Below are 15,451 nucleotides of genomic sequence, written 5' to 3'. Positions count from 1 at the left end.
GTGCGCACAAAAAAGAGCCGGTGGTCAACCGACTCCCTTGCTAATGGGGTCTAGTAGACTATCTTTCCTCAAATTGATGTTTAATATCAGCCTGATGAACGTGACCACAATCGCGATTCCCCTGTCTCTGCCCACGCCTGCCTGGAAAGTGGAACGTAGAGATGGGAGAGCCATGACCGAGAATGGCTATTCTCCGACAAGCGTTCTCCGACAAGTTTCATGTTGTCCTGAAACTTGTCCCTCTTTTGCCCCCAAGCAAAGGCTTTTTGTAAGATAGGCTTTTGAGTGTATGCATTCTCTGTTGAATGTTACCTACTTTTTACGTATTAGCTGTATGCATAGAACTTGCCTGTAAGTTCTATGCATATGAGGGGAAATTATTATGCCAGATCAAGGAGAATTTGGGGGCTTTAGAAGGGGATTTTTACTAGAGAAGAAAGTAACTACTCAGTAGCCCATGCAATGGGGAAAGGAGCACCAGCAAAAACCGCAGCCATGACAGCCAGTATTGAGCGACCCTGCTTGCGCATGGTAGAAAGATAGCTGCGAATGATGCAAAAAGCCGTCGCTCCATTTGAGTGAGAAAGGTCTAGAGGAAACGTGATCAAGTCTCTTCTGATAGACCCTGATGTTGGCCCTGAGACGCCAACATCAGGGTCTTGAAGCATCTGATAACTATCAAGTTGAGCTACGAGCGTATTTTTTTCCAAGCTGCTCCCCCATCTTTCAGACGTAGCGTACAGTTTTCAGGTTTCGATACGCTGACCCCTTATACAGCAATTAAAAGAAAGGATAACCTCAATATGCTAAATCAAAATTTTGTAATTATTGGAACTCTTATAGGTGCTATAGGTGCATTGGCTTATTTAGTCGATACAGTTCGAGGAAAAGTGAAGCCAAATAGAGTATCTTTCTTACTTTGGTCAATTGCCCCATTTATCGCTTTTGCCGCACAGATAAAGCAAGGTGTAGGCTTAGAATCTTTAATGACATTCAGTACGGGTTTTTTACCACTTACTATATTTGTAGCTTCATTTGCAAATAAAAAAGCTGCGTGGAGGATAACCGGATTTGATTTAATTTGTGGTGTGCTATCAATTTTCGGTTTAATTTTGTGGTTAATTACGAAAGTAGGAAATATAGCAATAACATTTAGCATTTTGGTTAACGTTTTAGCGGCTATCCCTACACTCGTTAAAGCATACAAACATCCCGATACAGAACTAGCATGGCCATGGATAGTGACAAACTTCGGAGTGGTACTTACACTTTTAACGCTTAAAGGACTAACGTTTGCTAATTCTGGGTTTATTGTTTGTATATTTGTAGTAAACACGCTCATTTTTAGTTTGATTCAATTTAGAATTGGAGAAAAACTTGCTTTGCAAAAATAGAGTAACCACAAGCTTAAATAGACTTTATTTCGATAATCTTCTGTCTACCTTCACGTAAACCTTAGCCCTTCTCTATCGTCTAAGGGAAGAGCTTCATTTGGCGAGCCGATTTTTTCTTTTTCTGCTTAGCCTTCGCCTTTTTTGAAAGGCCTGGAAGCTTAGATCAAGTATCGGATCAGCGTGTCCAAACCTTAGCGTACAGTTTTCAAGTTTAGATGTGCTGACCCCGAGAACGGTGGGTACCGTTTGCGCTCCCCACGCACCGATGGATCCTTTGGGGGGAAATCCACGCGTACATATGGACGATTCGGCTGTATCCAGGAGGAGATCCCCAACGTGCCAGGTGGTCGCGTTGCTGATGGATGGGTGAAGCGGCCGAGCAATCGTCACCGTTGGCCGAGCTGAGGGTGCAGCAAGAAATTTTGCGGCAAGTCATCTTGGCAAGTGGGCCTCTTTCCCTCTGGTTTTTCCTGGTCGGCAGATCTATCCTTTGTATAAAAATAGCGATCGATGTGTTAGGAGTATAAGTTATGCCATCTATTCTACCCGAAAGAAGACGACAGAACGCAGGTGATTCATCAGGAGCGAGGCCCCGAGAGGGCAATAATCCATCAGCTAACTTAGAAATTGCACGGCCTGAGCAGCGTTCGGAGTATCAAGGGAGGAGCTGGCAGAACGACGCAATAAGACAAGCAAATATTGCACGGCCTGAGCTGCTTCCGCAGTCCCAAGCGATGGTGCGGGATCTTCCGCAGTCCCAAGCGATGGTGCGGGATCTTCCGCAGTCCCAAGCGATGGTGCGGGATCTTCCGCAGTCCCAAGCGATGGTGCGGGATCTTCCGCAGTCCCAAGCGATGGTGCGGGATCTTCCGCAGTCCCAAGCGATGGTGCGGGATCTTCCGCAGTCCCAAGCGATGGTGCGGGATCTTCCGCAGTCCCAAGCGATGGTGCAGCAGCGTCGGGAGTTCCAAGCGATGATGCGGCAGCGTCGGGAGTCCCAAGCAACGATGTGGCAGCGTCGGGAGTTCCAAGCGATGGTGCGGGATCTTCCGCAGTCCCCGGAGAGTCAGGCCCAAAGGCGCATGCCGGGGTACAGAGCCAATCTAGCACAGCATCAATGGTCCTCCGGGAATCCAGAGTTGAGCAATCCGGATCGTAGCGGGACCCCAAATAGAGAGAATAGCAAGGAACTCATAGAGCAGAGGGAGCCAAAAGGGCTTGAGTTGTTGCGAAGGCAGATGGAGAAATGGGATAGGGAGAGACTAGAGGAGCATAGCAAGGATCTTAATAAAGATATGCTGGGCCGCTATCGCTAGTGATTTAGCCAGAGAACGCTCTACTGTGCATAACTTTCATGACTCCTTCCGTGAGCAGCATCAAGCTAGGTATGAGAAACTGATAACATGGACCTTGCAGGAATCCTACAATTGAAAGCGGAAAAAGGACCTGGATCGGACCGGGTCGTGATGGATAGCCCAAGATCAAGCTAGGCGTTTTTTTCATCGAGCGTATCCAGATCATCCTATGACGATCGATCCCCGGTGTTCCCAGCGCTTGAGCGCCTGTCGCTGACGGTAGGCCCGTTGGCGGCACCGATCCGAACAGTACTCCTTGGGACGGTGTCCTTTGAATCGTACCAACGGTGCCCCGCAGAAGCATCTGTCTGCTTGCTGCGGTGGCGTCTTCTTTGATGGGCTGCAGAGAAGACCAGGGTCCTGGCGAGAGAAGCATGCCATCAGCATGGGAGAAGCTGACACCGGAGCATGTGGTGCGGTCACTGAGCGTCGCTGGGGAGCACTGGGAAGAACGTGAGGCATCAATGCCGCAACAGCATGAGGAGAGGGCGACACCTGAGCGTGGCGGTCGTCAACCGGCAGCACCTGATCCTCAGGCTCCGTGGGCGCTGATTGTGGAGGAGCGTGGCCGATACGGATACGCTGCTGACGCACGGCGTGGTGCCACATCTCTTGCCAACGGTCATTGCACACTGCCAGGCGGAGGGCTAACATGGGATTGACATGGCTGCGTTGCCAATGCATGCCCGCGCCTTTGAGGCGGGCTTGCACCACCAGTTTGTTGGCGCTTTCCACCATCCCCGAACCGATGGGCCAGCCCTGAGCACGAAAGGTGGGATACTGCATCAAGGCCGCTCGTTTGCGCAGGTACTCCAGATGTTGCCCGATCCCCTTCTGCTGCGTGAGATCGCTCCCGAAGCGATTGGCCATGCGCAACAACGCCGCCGGTCCTCGATGTTTGAGTACATGCAAACAGCGATCTAGCATGCGGTCAGGAACATGCAAGCCGACGTGCCTCAAGGCTTCGAGCAACTGGCTCAGGCGTTCTGCCGCATGGGCAAAATCCAGAATCTGTAGCGTATCCGGGCGATAGAGCGACATGAGGTTCTGGCACCACTCGGCTCCGTCAGTGACGCTACAGACCTGCTTCGCCTCCCCGACTCGACGCCGTCGGAGTTCCCCGGCGGCATGGTGCGTAAAGGTGAGGGCATCACAGAGACGAGACACATACGAGAGCTGACCTACATGGATCTCTGCTTCGCCATCGGTCCCCGTCTCCACCTTGGGTTCGCCGATGGCCAGGGTGCGGACTTCGACCCACTGCGTGTTGATCAGCGAAATCATGGCACCATCAGCACTCACTACACACTGTTCTGGAGCAGGTTGATCGGGGGCCACAGGGACGGGGGGCATTTCACCTTCGGTCAGGGTGTCTGCTTCCATCCAGACACCCGCGTTCGCTCAGAGAACGAGCGGTCTCCCTTGTGATGTGCACGCCCAGGAGCGTTTCAAGCATCTGAGCCGCTTTCGCAAAGGGCATGAAGCAGGCCAGGTGCGTCAGGTGTTCTTGTTGTCGAGGCGGCAGGTGACCCGGCAGCAACGCGAGTTCCTCATCGAGGGGGAAAAAGACCGGCCCCACATCTGGGGCAGATCCCATAGGTACGGCTCAAGGTCACGCGCTGGCCTCCATTGCCCTGTAACGTGCGCTCTCGCAGGCCTCGTGCCTGCAGCGGAACCGCACAGATGGGGCACATGGGAGCAGGCGTATCCATGGCCTGGCCCCATGCTCGACATTCGCTGGCCGAAGCCGCCTCTTACAAGACGTGGGCTTCCAGTTCCATCAGGCGGCGATGCACCTGCTCTTCAATGTCCACAAAGGTGGCGGTGGGATGCGCTTGTCGCCACGCCTTGATCTCCGTCAGGATCTCGATACTCTTTGCCTGCCAGCCTTGTTCATCCATTGGTGCTTCTCCTCTTTCTCTCATCGTGCCAATGGCTCTAGTGTAGCACAGAGCTTTTTCCTGAACTCATCCTCACGCAAAATATCTTTCCGCACCCCCTTTACGGAACCCGATCGGGCGTGTGGCCGTCGCAGAAGGACAACCAGATGATTGCGAGAAGTGATTGGGACGCATGCGATGACCCAGCCGGTGGAACACGTAGCAGATACCTTTGAGGTAGGGCCGCGCTTTGTTCGCGAGTGTGTGCAGCACCTGGGTGAACCCATGTTGCAAGCGCGAGGACTGGATGTGCGCGCTCAAGAGCCATTGCCCCCCACGTTTCTGGGCATCGATGAGTTCGCCGTGCGCAAAGGACATCGCTATGCGACGCTGTTGTGTGATTTGGAGCAGCGAGAGGTGATGGAGGTGTGTCTTGGTCGCAAGCTTGAAGACGTGGTCGGCCTGCTCAACCGACTGGCGCACCCTGAACACGTCACAGCGGTCAGCATGGATATGAGCGCTTCGTTTGCTCCTGCCGTCAGGAAATCGTTGCCCCATGCCCAGATTGTGATCGATCATTTTCATGTCATGCAGCATCTGATGAAAGCCTTTCGCAAGGTGGTTTCCAGTTGGGCTCACAAAAAAGAAGGACGCATTCTCTTGCACCACAAACAGCAGTTGTTCTTGCGTGCCAAAGAAGACCTGAGCGCAGGCCAAGAGCAGGAACGAGCTCGTATTGCCACGCATCTGCCCACGCTCGCACAAGCCTGGGATCTCAAAGAAGCCTTACGGAGCTGGTATGCTCAAGCGACCATGGAGACCGCAGAAGAGCAACTCAATGCCTGGATCATACAGGTGCGGGAAACAGGGCCAGAGCCGATGCGCCAAGCCCTTTCAATCTTTGTCCATTGGAAAGCAGAAATCCTGGCGTTTTTCCGCTTTCTGCCCACTCGTATTTCCAATGGATTTGTGGAGGGCAAGAACAATCGAACCAAAACGATGATGCGCCAGGCCTATGGCTATCGCAATTTTCTTAATTTGCGTCTTCGCATTCTTCTCGGAGGTTCCTTATGAGAAAAGCTCATCGGTTCCCCCTAAAGGACGGAGAGCCTAACGGGACTCCGCGTTTCCTTGTTCTCGAATGATGTTCAGTACCGTTGTGGCGTTTTGCATTCGCATACCTCATGGTCTTCTGTTCATCAGTATCACCTGTGTTCCTTTGCCCTGTAGACGACCTTCTCGTCTTCCCTGGTGGGTCGTAACTCCCACGACTACTATGAACACTCCGTTCTCTTGGGGGGCGCCCCCGGTAGAGAATCCCATGTTCCGTCACGAAGAAACGTGTAGAACGACGTAGGCTCCCGACTCATCTCCTTGAATGACCTCGCTGGTCATCGCCCATCATGCAGGGAGTGGCATGGACGAAAGTCGAATCCATGTTTCATGATGGTATCGGTGTTCAGACGTGCTACCGAAAGGCGTGCGGTTCCGTCGCTGGAGATTCGGATTTGGGCAGTCTAGCTCTAGCCATATCGCTCAGGCGTTGCAGGACGGCAACTTACACGTCTTCCGTTGCTTCCTGCTTTTCTCATATGCTCTTGTCCCCTCTCTTTTTCAAGTTTAGGTAAGTGAGATCGCCTCGGAGTCATGTTCCCTGAACTCCGGCCACCTTTGGTGGCAATTATCTTCGTGCGTACCATGGCGCACCCTTTCCGCGCACACGGCTCTCCAGATTTGGAGCTTAGTCTGCCTTGACTGCTTATCCCCTTACAGTTCGCGGCATCCACCGCACAGTCGCGGACATCTCCATAATCCTGTGGCCCTTCCCCTTGTCTCAGACATTACTCTGAGCATTTGGGTACTATGATCACTCCGTCGCCATAAGCCTCTCGGCTCACAGGCGATCCCGAAGTCTCTCCATTGTCCAGTGTCTTCGTACGTAGGCACCCCGTTCGTTGGGTTCCCTGTTCATTACAGGTAGCTTGAGAGAGCCGCTTCCAGCCTGTCAGCTGCCATCAGACTGGACCCCTCAACAGGTCGTATAGCATCCTTCCGCCTTGCGGCCTTGACCTGGAACCTACGCAAGATCGCACAACTGGGGTTTGAGCAATTTAGCCCTTGCCATATGCGGCCGAGCTGACCGGCATAGTATGGATGCCCTTTCTATCCGGCCTTCCTCACATCATACTCCTGTCCCCCTCATGCCTTTCGGCCGGAGGTAAGATGCTGCTTTATCCACTTTGCGGCACAGGAAGAAAAAAGTCATTTGTCAACCTCGTCACTCTTACTTTCAAAGAGGCTCAAACGTTGCGGTACCACCTGTGGTTGTAGTCGAAACGGCACTGGCGCTTCAAGTGGCCGCGGCTGATCGTGATCTGCATTAGCTTTTTCCGCCCGTGCATTAGCTTTTTCCACCCCTGTATAGCGATTGAACTGAGCTTCTATTCGTCGTCGCTCAGCTTTTTCCGCCCGTGCATTAGCTTTTTCCACCCCTGTATAGCGATTGAACTGAGCTTCTATTCGTCGTCGCTCAGCTTCTTCCTGTCTAATAGCTTTTCGCTCCCGTGCATAGTGCTTGAACTGAGTTTCTTCTCGTCGTCTCTCAGCTTCTTCCTGCCTAATAGCTTTTCGCTCCCGTGCATAGTGCTTGAACTGAGTTTCTTCTCGTCGTTGATCCCTCCCTAGATCTGGTCTGCGCACGCCTCCCTGGCCTGGCCTAGTTGTATTTGGATTCAGACCAAATTGAACTCGCGGATTTTCTGACCCCCTTGCCTCTTGGGTCATGGTATTGGACTCCCTTGTGCCGTCGGGCGGTGGTGCGTCAGTGTGATGGGAGGATGGCAATGGGTGAATCTTCCTACGTTCTTGACGTTCTTGGATCCTGGAAGCGTTCTGCTCGATGGTTGGGTTCTGCCTGTTCTGCCTGCGGTCGCGGGCCTCCTGAAAAGGATCGTAGGCCTCCTCAGGCCTATTCCCATTGTGCAAGCGATCGGTCTCATGCGCTTTGAAGTGATGTTCCATAACGACTCCTTTTGTTGCCTTTTGGTGCCTAGTATAGACTGGTTCGAGCCCCCACACAAGAGGAAACCAGGGTCAGAACCAGACGAGCCGGAGGCAAGAGCCCAGCTGATGGGCCACAAGCCCCCGCCGAGGTTGCGCTGCTCCAAAAATGACCGGCTCCTTCCCGTGATGGGCTCTCTCACGCGCTCACGTGTCCGCTCACTTCATATCCATCGACATCAGACTCATAATCGAACTCGATGTCGATCGCGCCGTCTTCTCCATCAGTGATGGTGATATTGCTGATATGGGTCATACCGTTCAACACCTGATCAGCTGGAAACCTGCCCGATTGCCAGTACTCCGAGAATGGCCCGTTCATAGTTGGATGTTCCAGCCATAAGCGGGCGTCTGTGCTCAGACCATCCAGGCCGCTACGCTCCATAATACAGTCGTCTACCGCCGCATCCAACGCCTGCACCATATCACTGTCAGCCCCAAAGGCCCGCTCGTTACGATCAAGATCGTCTCCGCCTTGTGTCTGCTGGCCGCCATTGGGGAGATTACCCGCTTTCCCTCGGCGAAGCATCTCGTAGGCTATGCCGGATTAGGAACCAGCGTTCACCAGTTGGTGGAAACCAATCCGGGGGCGGATCACTAAGGAGGGCGCAGTGATCTGCGTCATGGTCGAGGCAGCCTGGGTAGCGGTCGAACATCACCTCCACTGGCAAGCCCAGTCAGTTTGAGCGGTTGGCCGCACGCATTGGCAAACAAAAGGTGATTGTTGCTGCGGCTCGAAAGTTACTCGTGACGATCTGGCATGTCCTCAAAAGGTAAAACCAGCTTTCATTCGCTGCGTTGATTCTCCCGCTCCAGAAGCGGTTCTCCCCGAGCGGTTTCTGATTTGATCAGCCCTTGAATGCACAGTTCGATTTTTCAGGTCGATTCTGTCGACCATTGAGCGTATTTACCACGAGGATGACAGAAAGAGCGCCTGCCAGTGAGAGAAAGGCGCATCTCCAATGAGCATGGGAACAGGAACCTGATGGTTGGTCGTATTGGAGATGCTCAGAGGATCAACGAGCGTGAAACTCTGCCAACCCTTTCCCGGATTTTTCCCGGGGAACCGCGATTCGCGGAAGGGAAAGTGTTATCACTGGCATGCTCTTATCCAGGCTGAGTGAATGCATCACCTCGTAGCGTACGGAGAGATGGGATTTATTCAGTTCGTACAAGATGACCATGCCACCGAGCCAGACGACTGTAACTCCTCCCAGGAACGTCACAAAGGAGAGAAATGCCAGCTGGTCAGAATTTTGTATGGCCGCAATTGCCAGCACAAACATACTGATGACGAAAATGAGGATGGCCATACCAATGAGCAGAGCAGCATCGTGAAGCAGTTTGTGCCGCTTTAGCAGGTGCGGGAGTTGAGCCTCAATTTCATTGAGGCGTCTTTTGCAGAAATCATCCATTGTACCGATCGTTTCATCGAGGGACATGTTTGTTGAACGCAAGAGCTCAAAACGTTCCTGGGTCATTGATCGCATCCGGATACTGATGCTATCATATCGCTGAAGCTGGCCATTGAGCAAGAGAATGCAGCACGAAATCATGACGACAGGGGCGACAATAAGACTGATAATGTGAGTAAGACTCGGAATGTCCATGACGTTTTTTCATCCTTTAGGCATGGTTCAAAACCATGTGACATATTTGAACAGTCAAGCAGCGAGAGCAGAATAGCCCAGAGCTGCGAGCCAAGTGTGATGGGACAGGGCAGTTCCTGTCCGCTGTAAAGGGGAAAGATCCTCATGAAGACCACGAGGAGCAATCCGATGATTGTGCCCAACGGCGAGCAATGCCAGAAAGCCAGCCGAAAGCGTTCGATGCACAGCCAAATGAGGCCGGACAATACTGTGCCAGTTTTCGACAACGCTGCTTGCGCGGACCGCTTGATCCCAGGCTGCCAGCAGCAGATTGGCCTCCTCTCGCCACTGCGAGGGGATCCCCTCAAGCAGCTGGGTGCTGGTGAGGCCAAGTCCCGCCCGTCGTCTCCATGCCCATGCCAACAGGGCAACCGCCTCGCATCCCAAGCTCTGGAGCGCGTGCAGGTGCTTGGCTTCAAGTTCCCGGGCAAACATCACCGTTTGCGGCAAGGCCAAACGCAGTTGCGTGGAAAGCATCTGGATCTGTCCTTGCAGGGCTGGCGTAGCCAGGGAAGCTATCTCATTGAGCAGATCCATCACCACTTCGATCTCGCCTTGGCGCTCCTGGTAGCTGAGCAGACGACCTCTGTGCAGGACGACGACCTCCACCATCTGGTGCAAGTACTCACAGAGATAGGCAACACTTTGGGCGACATACTGCATCTGGGAAATGCGAGCTTGCTGCTCTTGCAGGGTCACTCCCGATGGCCTGCCTTTGGCCCGTTTGCCTGCGGCAGTACGCGTAGCGTTGCGCTCAATAGCAGGCAAACGAGCGTGTTCCATGATGACGGCTCGATCGAGCCGTGCTTGCACTTGAGAGGCCAGATGCAAGAGATGCCAGATATCGCGTTGGTGATGAGCGGGCCCATACACCTGCTTCACGGTTTCGGCAATGGCCCGACCGCCATCACTCACTGTCCCTTTGACCTCAAGACCTTGCTCTTGCAGATCCCACAACAGCAGGGTGCGGCAAGCTTTTTTGCGCCGAGCTGAAGCCGGGACCGATGAAGGATGAAAGGGGGGCAGGGGAAGGTGCTGTCGCATCGATCCCCCATAGCACGATACGTGTTGCCACTCGCTCACCAACGATCAATCTTCCTGGGCTGCAGCTCTCCGTCTTCTCGTCTCCTTGGCTTTCCTGGTCGCCGCACTGCGTCCCTCGGGGCCCAGCGTCTCCTTGGCTTTCCTGGTCGCCGCACTGCGTCCCTCGGGGCCCAGCGTCTCCTTGGCTTTCCTGGTCGCCGCACTGCGTCCCTCGGGGCCCAGCGTCTCCTTGGCTTTCCTGGCCGCCGCACTGCGTCCCTCGGGGCCCAGCGTCTCCTTGCCTTTCCTGGTCGCCGCACTGCGTCCCTCGACGCCCGGTGTCTCCTTGGCTTTCCTGGCCGCCTCATTGCGGTCCGCTGCGGGTTGATAGACAGGCCGTCCATCTGTCGCGACCCAACCTTTGCCTTGTTTGTATTTTCCAGTGAGAAGATCAGACACTTGCGCTTTACTCTTTAATTGCTCCGTCTCAGGTCGTAGGGTCTGGTTTTCCGTTTTATAGTGCTGATACGTGCCGGGGCCTTCCACAAAAGCGGCCTGGTTAGGATATGTAGCCAGTTCATAGCTGCTCCCCCCCGGGCTTGTTAAGCGTCGGCGGGAAGGGTCCTGAGCGGCAGTTTCCACACCGGAGGGCGACTCACGGGCGAAGAGGCTCCTGAGAGCCTCCGGGTTGCCCTGGATGGCCTGCTCAGCCAGTAGTTCAGAGAGAATGGGCTGCTCAGGGGCGCCGTGTGTGTCGAAGGGCTGCATTTCCCTTTCCTGCTGTTCCTGGTAACGTCGATAGATATCATGCGGAACATGAGGACTTTCCTGCTGCTGTTGCAGCAACGATCGCTCCCCAGTTGTTGTCCTGATGATATCTGTCCTAGCTGTTGTGTTAGCTGTCGGCATATACCAACCAAACCCACCATCACCCGTTGGCCGATGAAGGTCTTGGGGATCGATCGTTGCTGAGTGTTCGCGATGAGAGGGCGTTTTTTCGAATGGCATCCGGTTCTCCTGTCTTGTGGGTGTGCCATGACGTGCATTGTGGGTGTGCAAGATAAGCCATGGTCATCCGTCCTGTTTCGCAAACAGGATAGAGCCGCAGGCAGGCACAAGCAAGAGGGAAAGAGGCCCAAAGGGATCGGTGCAAAAAAACTTGCCGCACCCCCCGGCCAGCTGCCGCGATCCGTTACGATTGTTTTTTTTATCGTAACAGATTTGAGTGGCCAACGGGTGCAGCAGGCTTTTTTGCGGGAAGGCCCTCTCCAGGAGATTGGGCCTCTTTCCCTCTTGCTTGTGCCTGCCTGCGGCTCTATCTTTCTCACTAAAAAGGATGGAGCACGATGGATCGTCCACGATCACGATCACACACCCCTGCCGAGTTCGCTACCGAAGATAGGGAGGAACAATATTCCATGAAAGCAGATCAAATCGTCTATGATGTTAATCGCAGCTTTGGTACCTCCTCACAGTACTATACGCGCTATCCTGAGGGGCAATTTCCCCACGATATGCCCAAACAGATCAAACGAGATCTCCTGCTCACGTCACAGAAGCGCTCCGACGTCTTACGTGAACTTTACGCTGATGGGTCGACGCCTCCCGACCTCCGGCCCTACCTTGACCATGCTCCCTCCGGCAGGGATCAGCAGCCATTCAACGCACAGCAGCCCTCCGACGCCTCTCGCGCCTCTGAGCGCACTCAGCCTCCGATAGACCTGACAGACACGCGGACAGGCCCTGCAGACACCCGCCCCCAGGAGACGTCCCATCATGGCTATTCCCCTGAGCAATTACGAGCGGGCCTGGCGACCAAGGACTACTGGGATGAAACTATGGCACGCAGGATTCGTGCTGCTGGCGGCTTGTCGAAAGAGGAAATGACAGCATTGCATCGACAGATCCGACCACTCTATCAAGTGAACACATATGGAGGGCTATACTACGCTGATGGCTATACAAGCCACTATAGCCGGATCACGAATCTTTGTTCATCATACCTGGCTTATCGACGTACACAGAGCGCACGGGAGGCGGGAAAGGCAACCACCCGGGAGAATATGGCACGCTTTGGTGACAAAGGCATCCCAGGAGTACGTTGGTAAGCTTGGGAACACACGGGGAACACAGGTTTGCGTGGAACAACAGGGGCGCAACGCTCTCCCACTCCTGCTCACATGCCCCTTATCACAGGAGCACAAGCGATCTCCAGGGTTTCCCATGTTTCATCGCTTGTCGCTCCTGGTGTACCGTCAGGGACAAGCGATGAAACAGCGCTTTCTTCTCGGCTCAGCCTCACGCAAAAAACCTTGTTGCACCCCAACAGCAGCATCCAACTTTCTCCATCTACCGGCACTGGAGGAACCGTCGCCCACACCTGTCCACTGTGGGCATCAACGACATTGAGGTAGGCTTTGCCCCATTGACTGCTGTATTGCTCATCCAAGGTCAGCGTGCGAGCCGTTGGGGCCTGTTGCTGCTTCAACCAGCCTTGGGCACGCACTCCGGCTTCTTTGACAATCCCAGCGATCTTCCCCAAACTCAGATCCATCCCATGCAGGTCTCGCAGACAGGTTTGAACCTCCCGATAACTCGCATGGGTTTCCAGCAAGAGGGTCAGGACCAACAACGCCTGCGCATCCTGGGGCTGATGTGGCACCAGAGGGGTTCTCAACGCCTCTTCCAAGGCCTGCTTCCCCTTGCTGACCCATCGGTACAATGTCTGACGAGAGACGTGGTGCGAACGGCTCAATTGGCTAATCAGCCCATGGGTGGGCGTGGCCAACATCTGGCTGATTATACGTACGCGTTCCTCAACTGTGCTACAATGGATCATGTTTCCTCCCTGAAGATGGTGATTGTTTTGACTATTTCACCGTATCTTTCAGGGATTATTTTTGTCAACAATTTCGTCAAATGTCACAGTGGTTCAAGCTTATTTTGAACCATGCCTTAGCAAGAAACCAATGAATTATTGCAAAAAAGCTCAGAGATGCTCGTCAGAAAAAGAGAGATGCAAACATACAGCAGAGCTTATAAAAGCACGATATACTAAGTATATCGGGAGCCCGTTTACGTTGTCTACCCATATGCTCAGGATTCCACCGTTTACGCTCTTGTCTGGTACGTGCCTCTCTCTTTTGTGGTAGGCAGACACAAGCCAACAGGCTTGCTTTCTCGGAACACTTAGCCAACTGCCGGGGGACGGCCAGTTTTTTGCGCCGTCTCTCTTGCCTCTCCATGCTTTCTCAGAGATGTGACCAAAACAACGAAAGGATGGATTGTCCCTGTGTGGGACTTGTTGGCAACCAGGGGAGGAAGTATGCTAAGAAGAAAAGCACCTGAACACACTGTAACATCTGACAATCAGGGAATGTGGGAAACGCTACGGGCCGAGAGATATTGTTCATTCTATACTTTTGTAAAGAGAGGTTCCTCAATGGGAAAAGAACAACATCCATATATGCAACGTAACATATTTCAAAGCAATCGTTCCGAAACTACAGCTAAAACAGATTTCAGACACCAGCTTTCTCGTAATCTTGTCAAGCCAGCTTCGTCTCCATCTCCACAAAAGGTTCGTAAGCAGGCCACGCCACGCCTTAGCAAATTCTACCAGAAAATGCAAAGCTCTCTTGAAAAAGCAGAGGAAACCTTTCTTGCGTTAGAACATACTCTTCTTGAAGACCGACAGGCTTTCTTGGAGGCAGAAAACACCTACAGAGATATTTTACAGGTCTATCGTGAGGCGAAAAATATCTACGAACAGGCAAGTGATGCTTACATCCAAATCCTGATTAGTCATACAGAGGCTCCCAGTTCCTTACAACATTCAGACATTGCCAGAGGTGAGGCACAAATAGCTTACCAAAAAGCTAAAGAAGTGTATACCAGATTGAATGAAACATATCAACAAGCATGGATGTCTTATATAGAAACTAGAGAGAGATATAAGCAATCCATGGAAGCTTATGACGAAATAGAAATTTCTTACCTGGAGACACAGCAAACCAGTCTGTTAGTCAAGCAGGACTATGTAGAAACTTTAGAGGACACTTTTTTAAGTAAAAGCTCCAGCAATACAATAAGTAATTAAAGGAGTCTGTACTATGGTCAAAGAAGTGAAATCCAGGTTTACAGAACATCTTGGGTCATCAACAGAACATCTTAACCCATCAGGAGAAGCGAAGGATGCTCATAAAAATACTGATTTTCTTAAGCTTACATTTGAGTTTGAGGATAAAAACGTAAACGAAGTTTTTGGATCTTCTCCGGAGCTACAAAAATTTCTTAAGCCAACAAACCCAGCAGAGAATGGTGGAGAACCATCAGAAGCGTCTAATGATCGGGGTAAGGAAAAAGAAAAATCGGGCGATAGTCACTTGGGCGATCCTCGATATGCGGGATTTTCTGAGGGTCAAAAAGCAAATTTTATGCTAGCAGACGCAGAAAAGAAGAAAGCAGAATCATCAGAAGCATCTAATGATCAGGGTAAGGAAAAAGAAGAATCAGGCGATAAGCGACAGAGCGCAGGTCGACATTTTCGAGATGCTGGAAGATCCACATGGAAAGGTTTAAAGGAGATCTACAGATCTGCTAAAGAGTCTGTCGAGGAAGCTGGAACTAACATTGGAAAATTCGCACGTTATGTCGGTCGTAAATTCGATGATAGACGAGTTGCAAACAAAAAAGATATAAGGGAATTAAGAGCAGAACTGGATAAATTAAGAGAAGAATTAAAGAAACCAGATACAAATTCATTAAGAGCAGAAATGGATAAAGCACAAGCACAGGTATGGGAATTTCAAGAGCGCTTGGGAGGTCAACATCCAACCGGGACAAACAGATTCGCGCGATTCGTGAATCGCGCGTTGGAACCATACTAGACATGAGAACCAATTACAGGCTATGAGATTGGAAATGACTCAGAGATAGGGTCAGGAGTGCGCCTGTTGTTGTCGATAAGCAAAGAGGGAGCCAAATGGTCCCCAATCCCACGGGATGCGCGACCAGATAATGGACTCCCCTCGTTTTCGTAGAGTCGAGGAAGAAACGTGCGCTACCGGGCATAATGCGTTTAGCGAGTA

General features: G+C 52.3%; 16 protein-coding genes. 6 read left to right on the top strand and 10 right to left on the bottom strand.

Annotated elements, in window-relative coordinates; translation table 11 throughout:
* The first annotated feature begins 803 nt into the window (after window positions 1-803).
* On the top strand, window positions 804-1,394 hold the full coding sequence (locus tag KTT_RS04140) for a hypothetical protein (RefSeq protein ID WP_126594780.1): 591 nt from the start codon (window positions 804-806) through the stop codon (window positions 1,392-1,394).
* Window positions 1,395-2,009: 615 nt separating this feature from the next.
* Here KTT_RS04140 and KTT_RS04135 read toward each other — a convergent pair.
* From KTT_RS04135 to KTT_RS36035, 4 genes are all read right to left on the bottom strand, one after another.
* On the bottom strand, window positions 2,010-2,504 hold the full coding sequence (locus KTT_RS04135) for a hypothetical protein (protein ID WP_162511800.1): 495 nt from the start codon (window positions 2,502-2,504) through the stop codon (window positions 2,010-2,012).
* A 407-nt stretch (window positions 2,505-2,911) separates the two neighbouring features.
* On the bottom strand, window positions 2,912-4,132 hold the full coding sequence (locus tag KTT_RS04130) for a hypothetical protein (protein WP_126594779.1): 1,221 nt from the start codon (window positions 4,130-4,132) through the stop codon (window positions 2,912-2,914).
* Window positions 4,104-4,346, bottom strand: coding sequence for a hypothetical protein (locus KTT_RS04125; RefSeq protein ID WP_126594778.1), 243 nt, complete (start codon window positions 4,344-4,346; stop codon window positions 4,104-4,106). The genes KTT_RS04130 and KTT_RS04125 overlap by 29 nt, the downstream gene beginning before the upstream one ends.
* 157 nt (window positions 4,347-4,503) lie before the next feature.
* Entirely contained in the window at window positions 4,504-4,650 is a 147-nt protein-coding gene (locus tag KTT_RS36035) for a hypothetical protein (RefSeq protein WP_160145625.1), read from the bottom strand.
* Window positions 4,651-4,809: 159 nt separating this feature from the next.
* Between KTT_RS36035 and KTT_RS04120 the strand changes: the two genes are divergently transcribed.
* Complete coding sequence (locus KTT_RS04120; protein ID WP_235845827.1) at window positions 4,810-5,703, top strand: ISL3 family transposase; 894 nt, start codon at window positions 4,810-4,812, stop codon at window positions 5,701-5,703.
* Window positions 5,704-6,891: 1,188 nt separating this feature from the next.
* On the opposite strand, the gene KTT_RS04115 is transcribed toward KTT_RS04120, so the two are convergent.
* Together KTT_RS04115 and KTT_RS04110 are read right to left on the bottom strand one after the other, a co-directional pair.
* A complete protein-coding gene (locus tag KTT_RS04115) occupies window positions 6,892-7,413 on the bottom strand; it encodes a hypothetical protein (protein ID WP_126594776.1) in 522 nt (173 codons plus the stop codon).
* 415 nt (window positions 7,414-7,828) lie between these two features.
* Window positions 7,829-8,218 carry a hypothetical protein gene (locus KTT_RS04110; RefSeq protein ID WP_126594775.1) on the bottom strand — a complete coding sequence of 130 codons (390 nt, stop codon included), beginning with the start codon at window positions 8,216-8,218 and terminating at the stop codon, window positions 7,829-7,831.
* Here KTT_RS04110 and KTT_RS37625 point away from each other — a divergent pair.
* The gene (locus KTT_RS37625; protein WP_371864837.1) at window positions 8,165-8,290 is read left to right on the top strand and encodes a transposase; all 126 of its coding nucleotides are present in this window, start codon (window positions 8,165-8,167) and stop codon (window positions 8,288-8,290) included. The two genes, KTT_RS04110 and KTT_RS37625, sit on opposite strands and share 54 nt — an antisense overlap.
* Window positions 8,291-8,705: 415 nt before the next feature.
* Here KTT_RS37625 and KTT_RS04095 read toward each other — a convergent pair whose 3' ends face one another.
* From KTT_RS04095 to KTT_RS04085, 3 genes are read right to left on the bottom strand one after another with little or no spacing between them, the layout of a single operon-like run.
* On the bottom strand, window positions 8,706-9,299 hold the full coding sequence (locus KTT_RS04095; RefSeq protein ID WP_126594774.1) for a DUF2721 domain-containing protein: 594 nt from the start codon (window positions 9,297-9,299) through the stop codon (window positions 8,706-8,708).
* A 54-nt stretch (window positions 9,300-9,353) separates the two neighbouring features.
* The gene (locus KTT_RS04090) at window positions 9,354-10,382 is read right to left on the bottom strand and encodes a hypothetical protein (RefSeq protein ID WP_126594773.1); all 1,029 of its coding nucleotides are present in this window, start codon (window positions 10,380-10,382) and stop codon (window positions 9,354-9,356) included.
* A 45-nt stretch (window positions 10,383-10,427) separates the two neighbouring features.
* Window positions 10,428-11,207: a hypothetical protein gene (locus KTT_RS04085; RefSeq protein WP_160145624.1), complete on the bottom strand. Its 780-nt coding sequence runs from the start codon at window positions 11,205-11,207 to the stop codon at window positions 10,428-10,430.
* A 572-nt stretch (window positions 11,208-11,779) separates the two neighbouring features.
* Between KTT_RS04085 and KTT_RS04080 the strand changes: the two genes are divergently transcribed.
* Window positions 11,780-12,469, top strand: coding sequence for a hypothetical protein (locus KTT_RS04080; RefSeq protein WP_126594771.1), 690 nt, complete (start codon window positions 11,780-11,782; stop codon window positions 12,467-12,469).
* 68 nt (window positions 12,470-12,537) lie between these two features.
* On the opposite strand, the gene KTT_RS04075 is transcribed toward KTT_RS04080, so the two are convergent.
* Window positions 12,538-13,200, bottom strand: coding sequence for a helix-turn-helix domain-containing protein (locus tag KTT_RS04075; protein ID WP_126594770.1), 663 nt, complete (start codon window positions 13,198-13,200; stop codon window positions 12,538-12,540).
* Window positions 13,201-13,803: 603 nt separating this feature from the next.
* Here KTT_RS04075 and KTT_RS04070 point away from each other — a divergent pair.
* Window positions 13,804-14,460 (top strand): hypothetical protein, encoded by a 657-nt coding sequence (locus KTT_RS04070; RefSeq protein WP_126594769.1) that lies wholly within the window; start codon window positions 13,804-13,806, stop codon window positions 14,458-14,460.
* Between the two features lie 13 nt (window positions 14,461-14,473).
* On the top strand, window positions 14,474-15,250 hold the full coding sequence (locus tag KTT_RS36030) for a hypothetical protein (RefSeq protein ID WP_160145623.1): 777 nt from the start codon (window positions 14,474-14,476) through the stop codon (window positions 15,248-15,250).
* Window positions 15,251-15,451: the final 201 nt, after the last annotated feature.

Source organism: Dictyobacter aurantiacus, assembly GCF_003967515.1.
Classification (GTDB): domain Bacteria; phylum Chloroflexota; class Ktedonobacteria; order Ktedonobacterales; family Ktedonobacteraceae; genus Dictyobacter; species Dictyobacter aurantiacus.
Note: the sequence above shows the minus strand (reverse complement) of the source record. Positions and strands in the feature narration are given on the sequence as shown.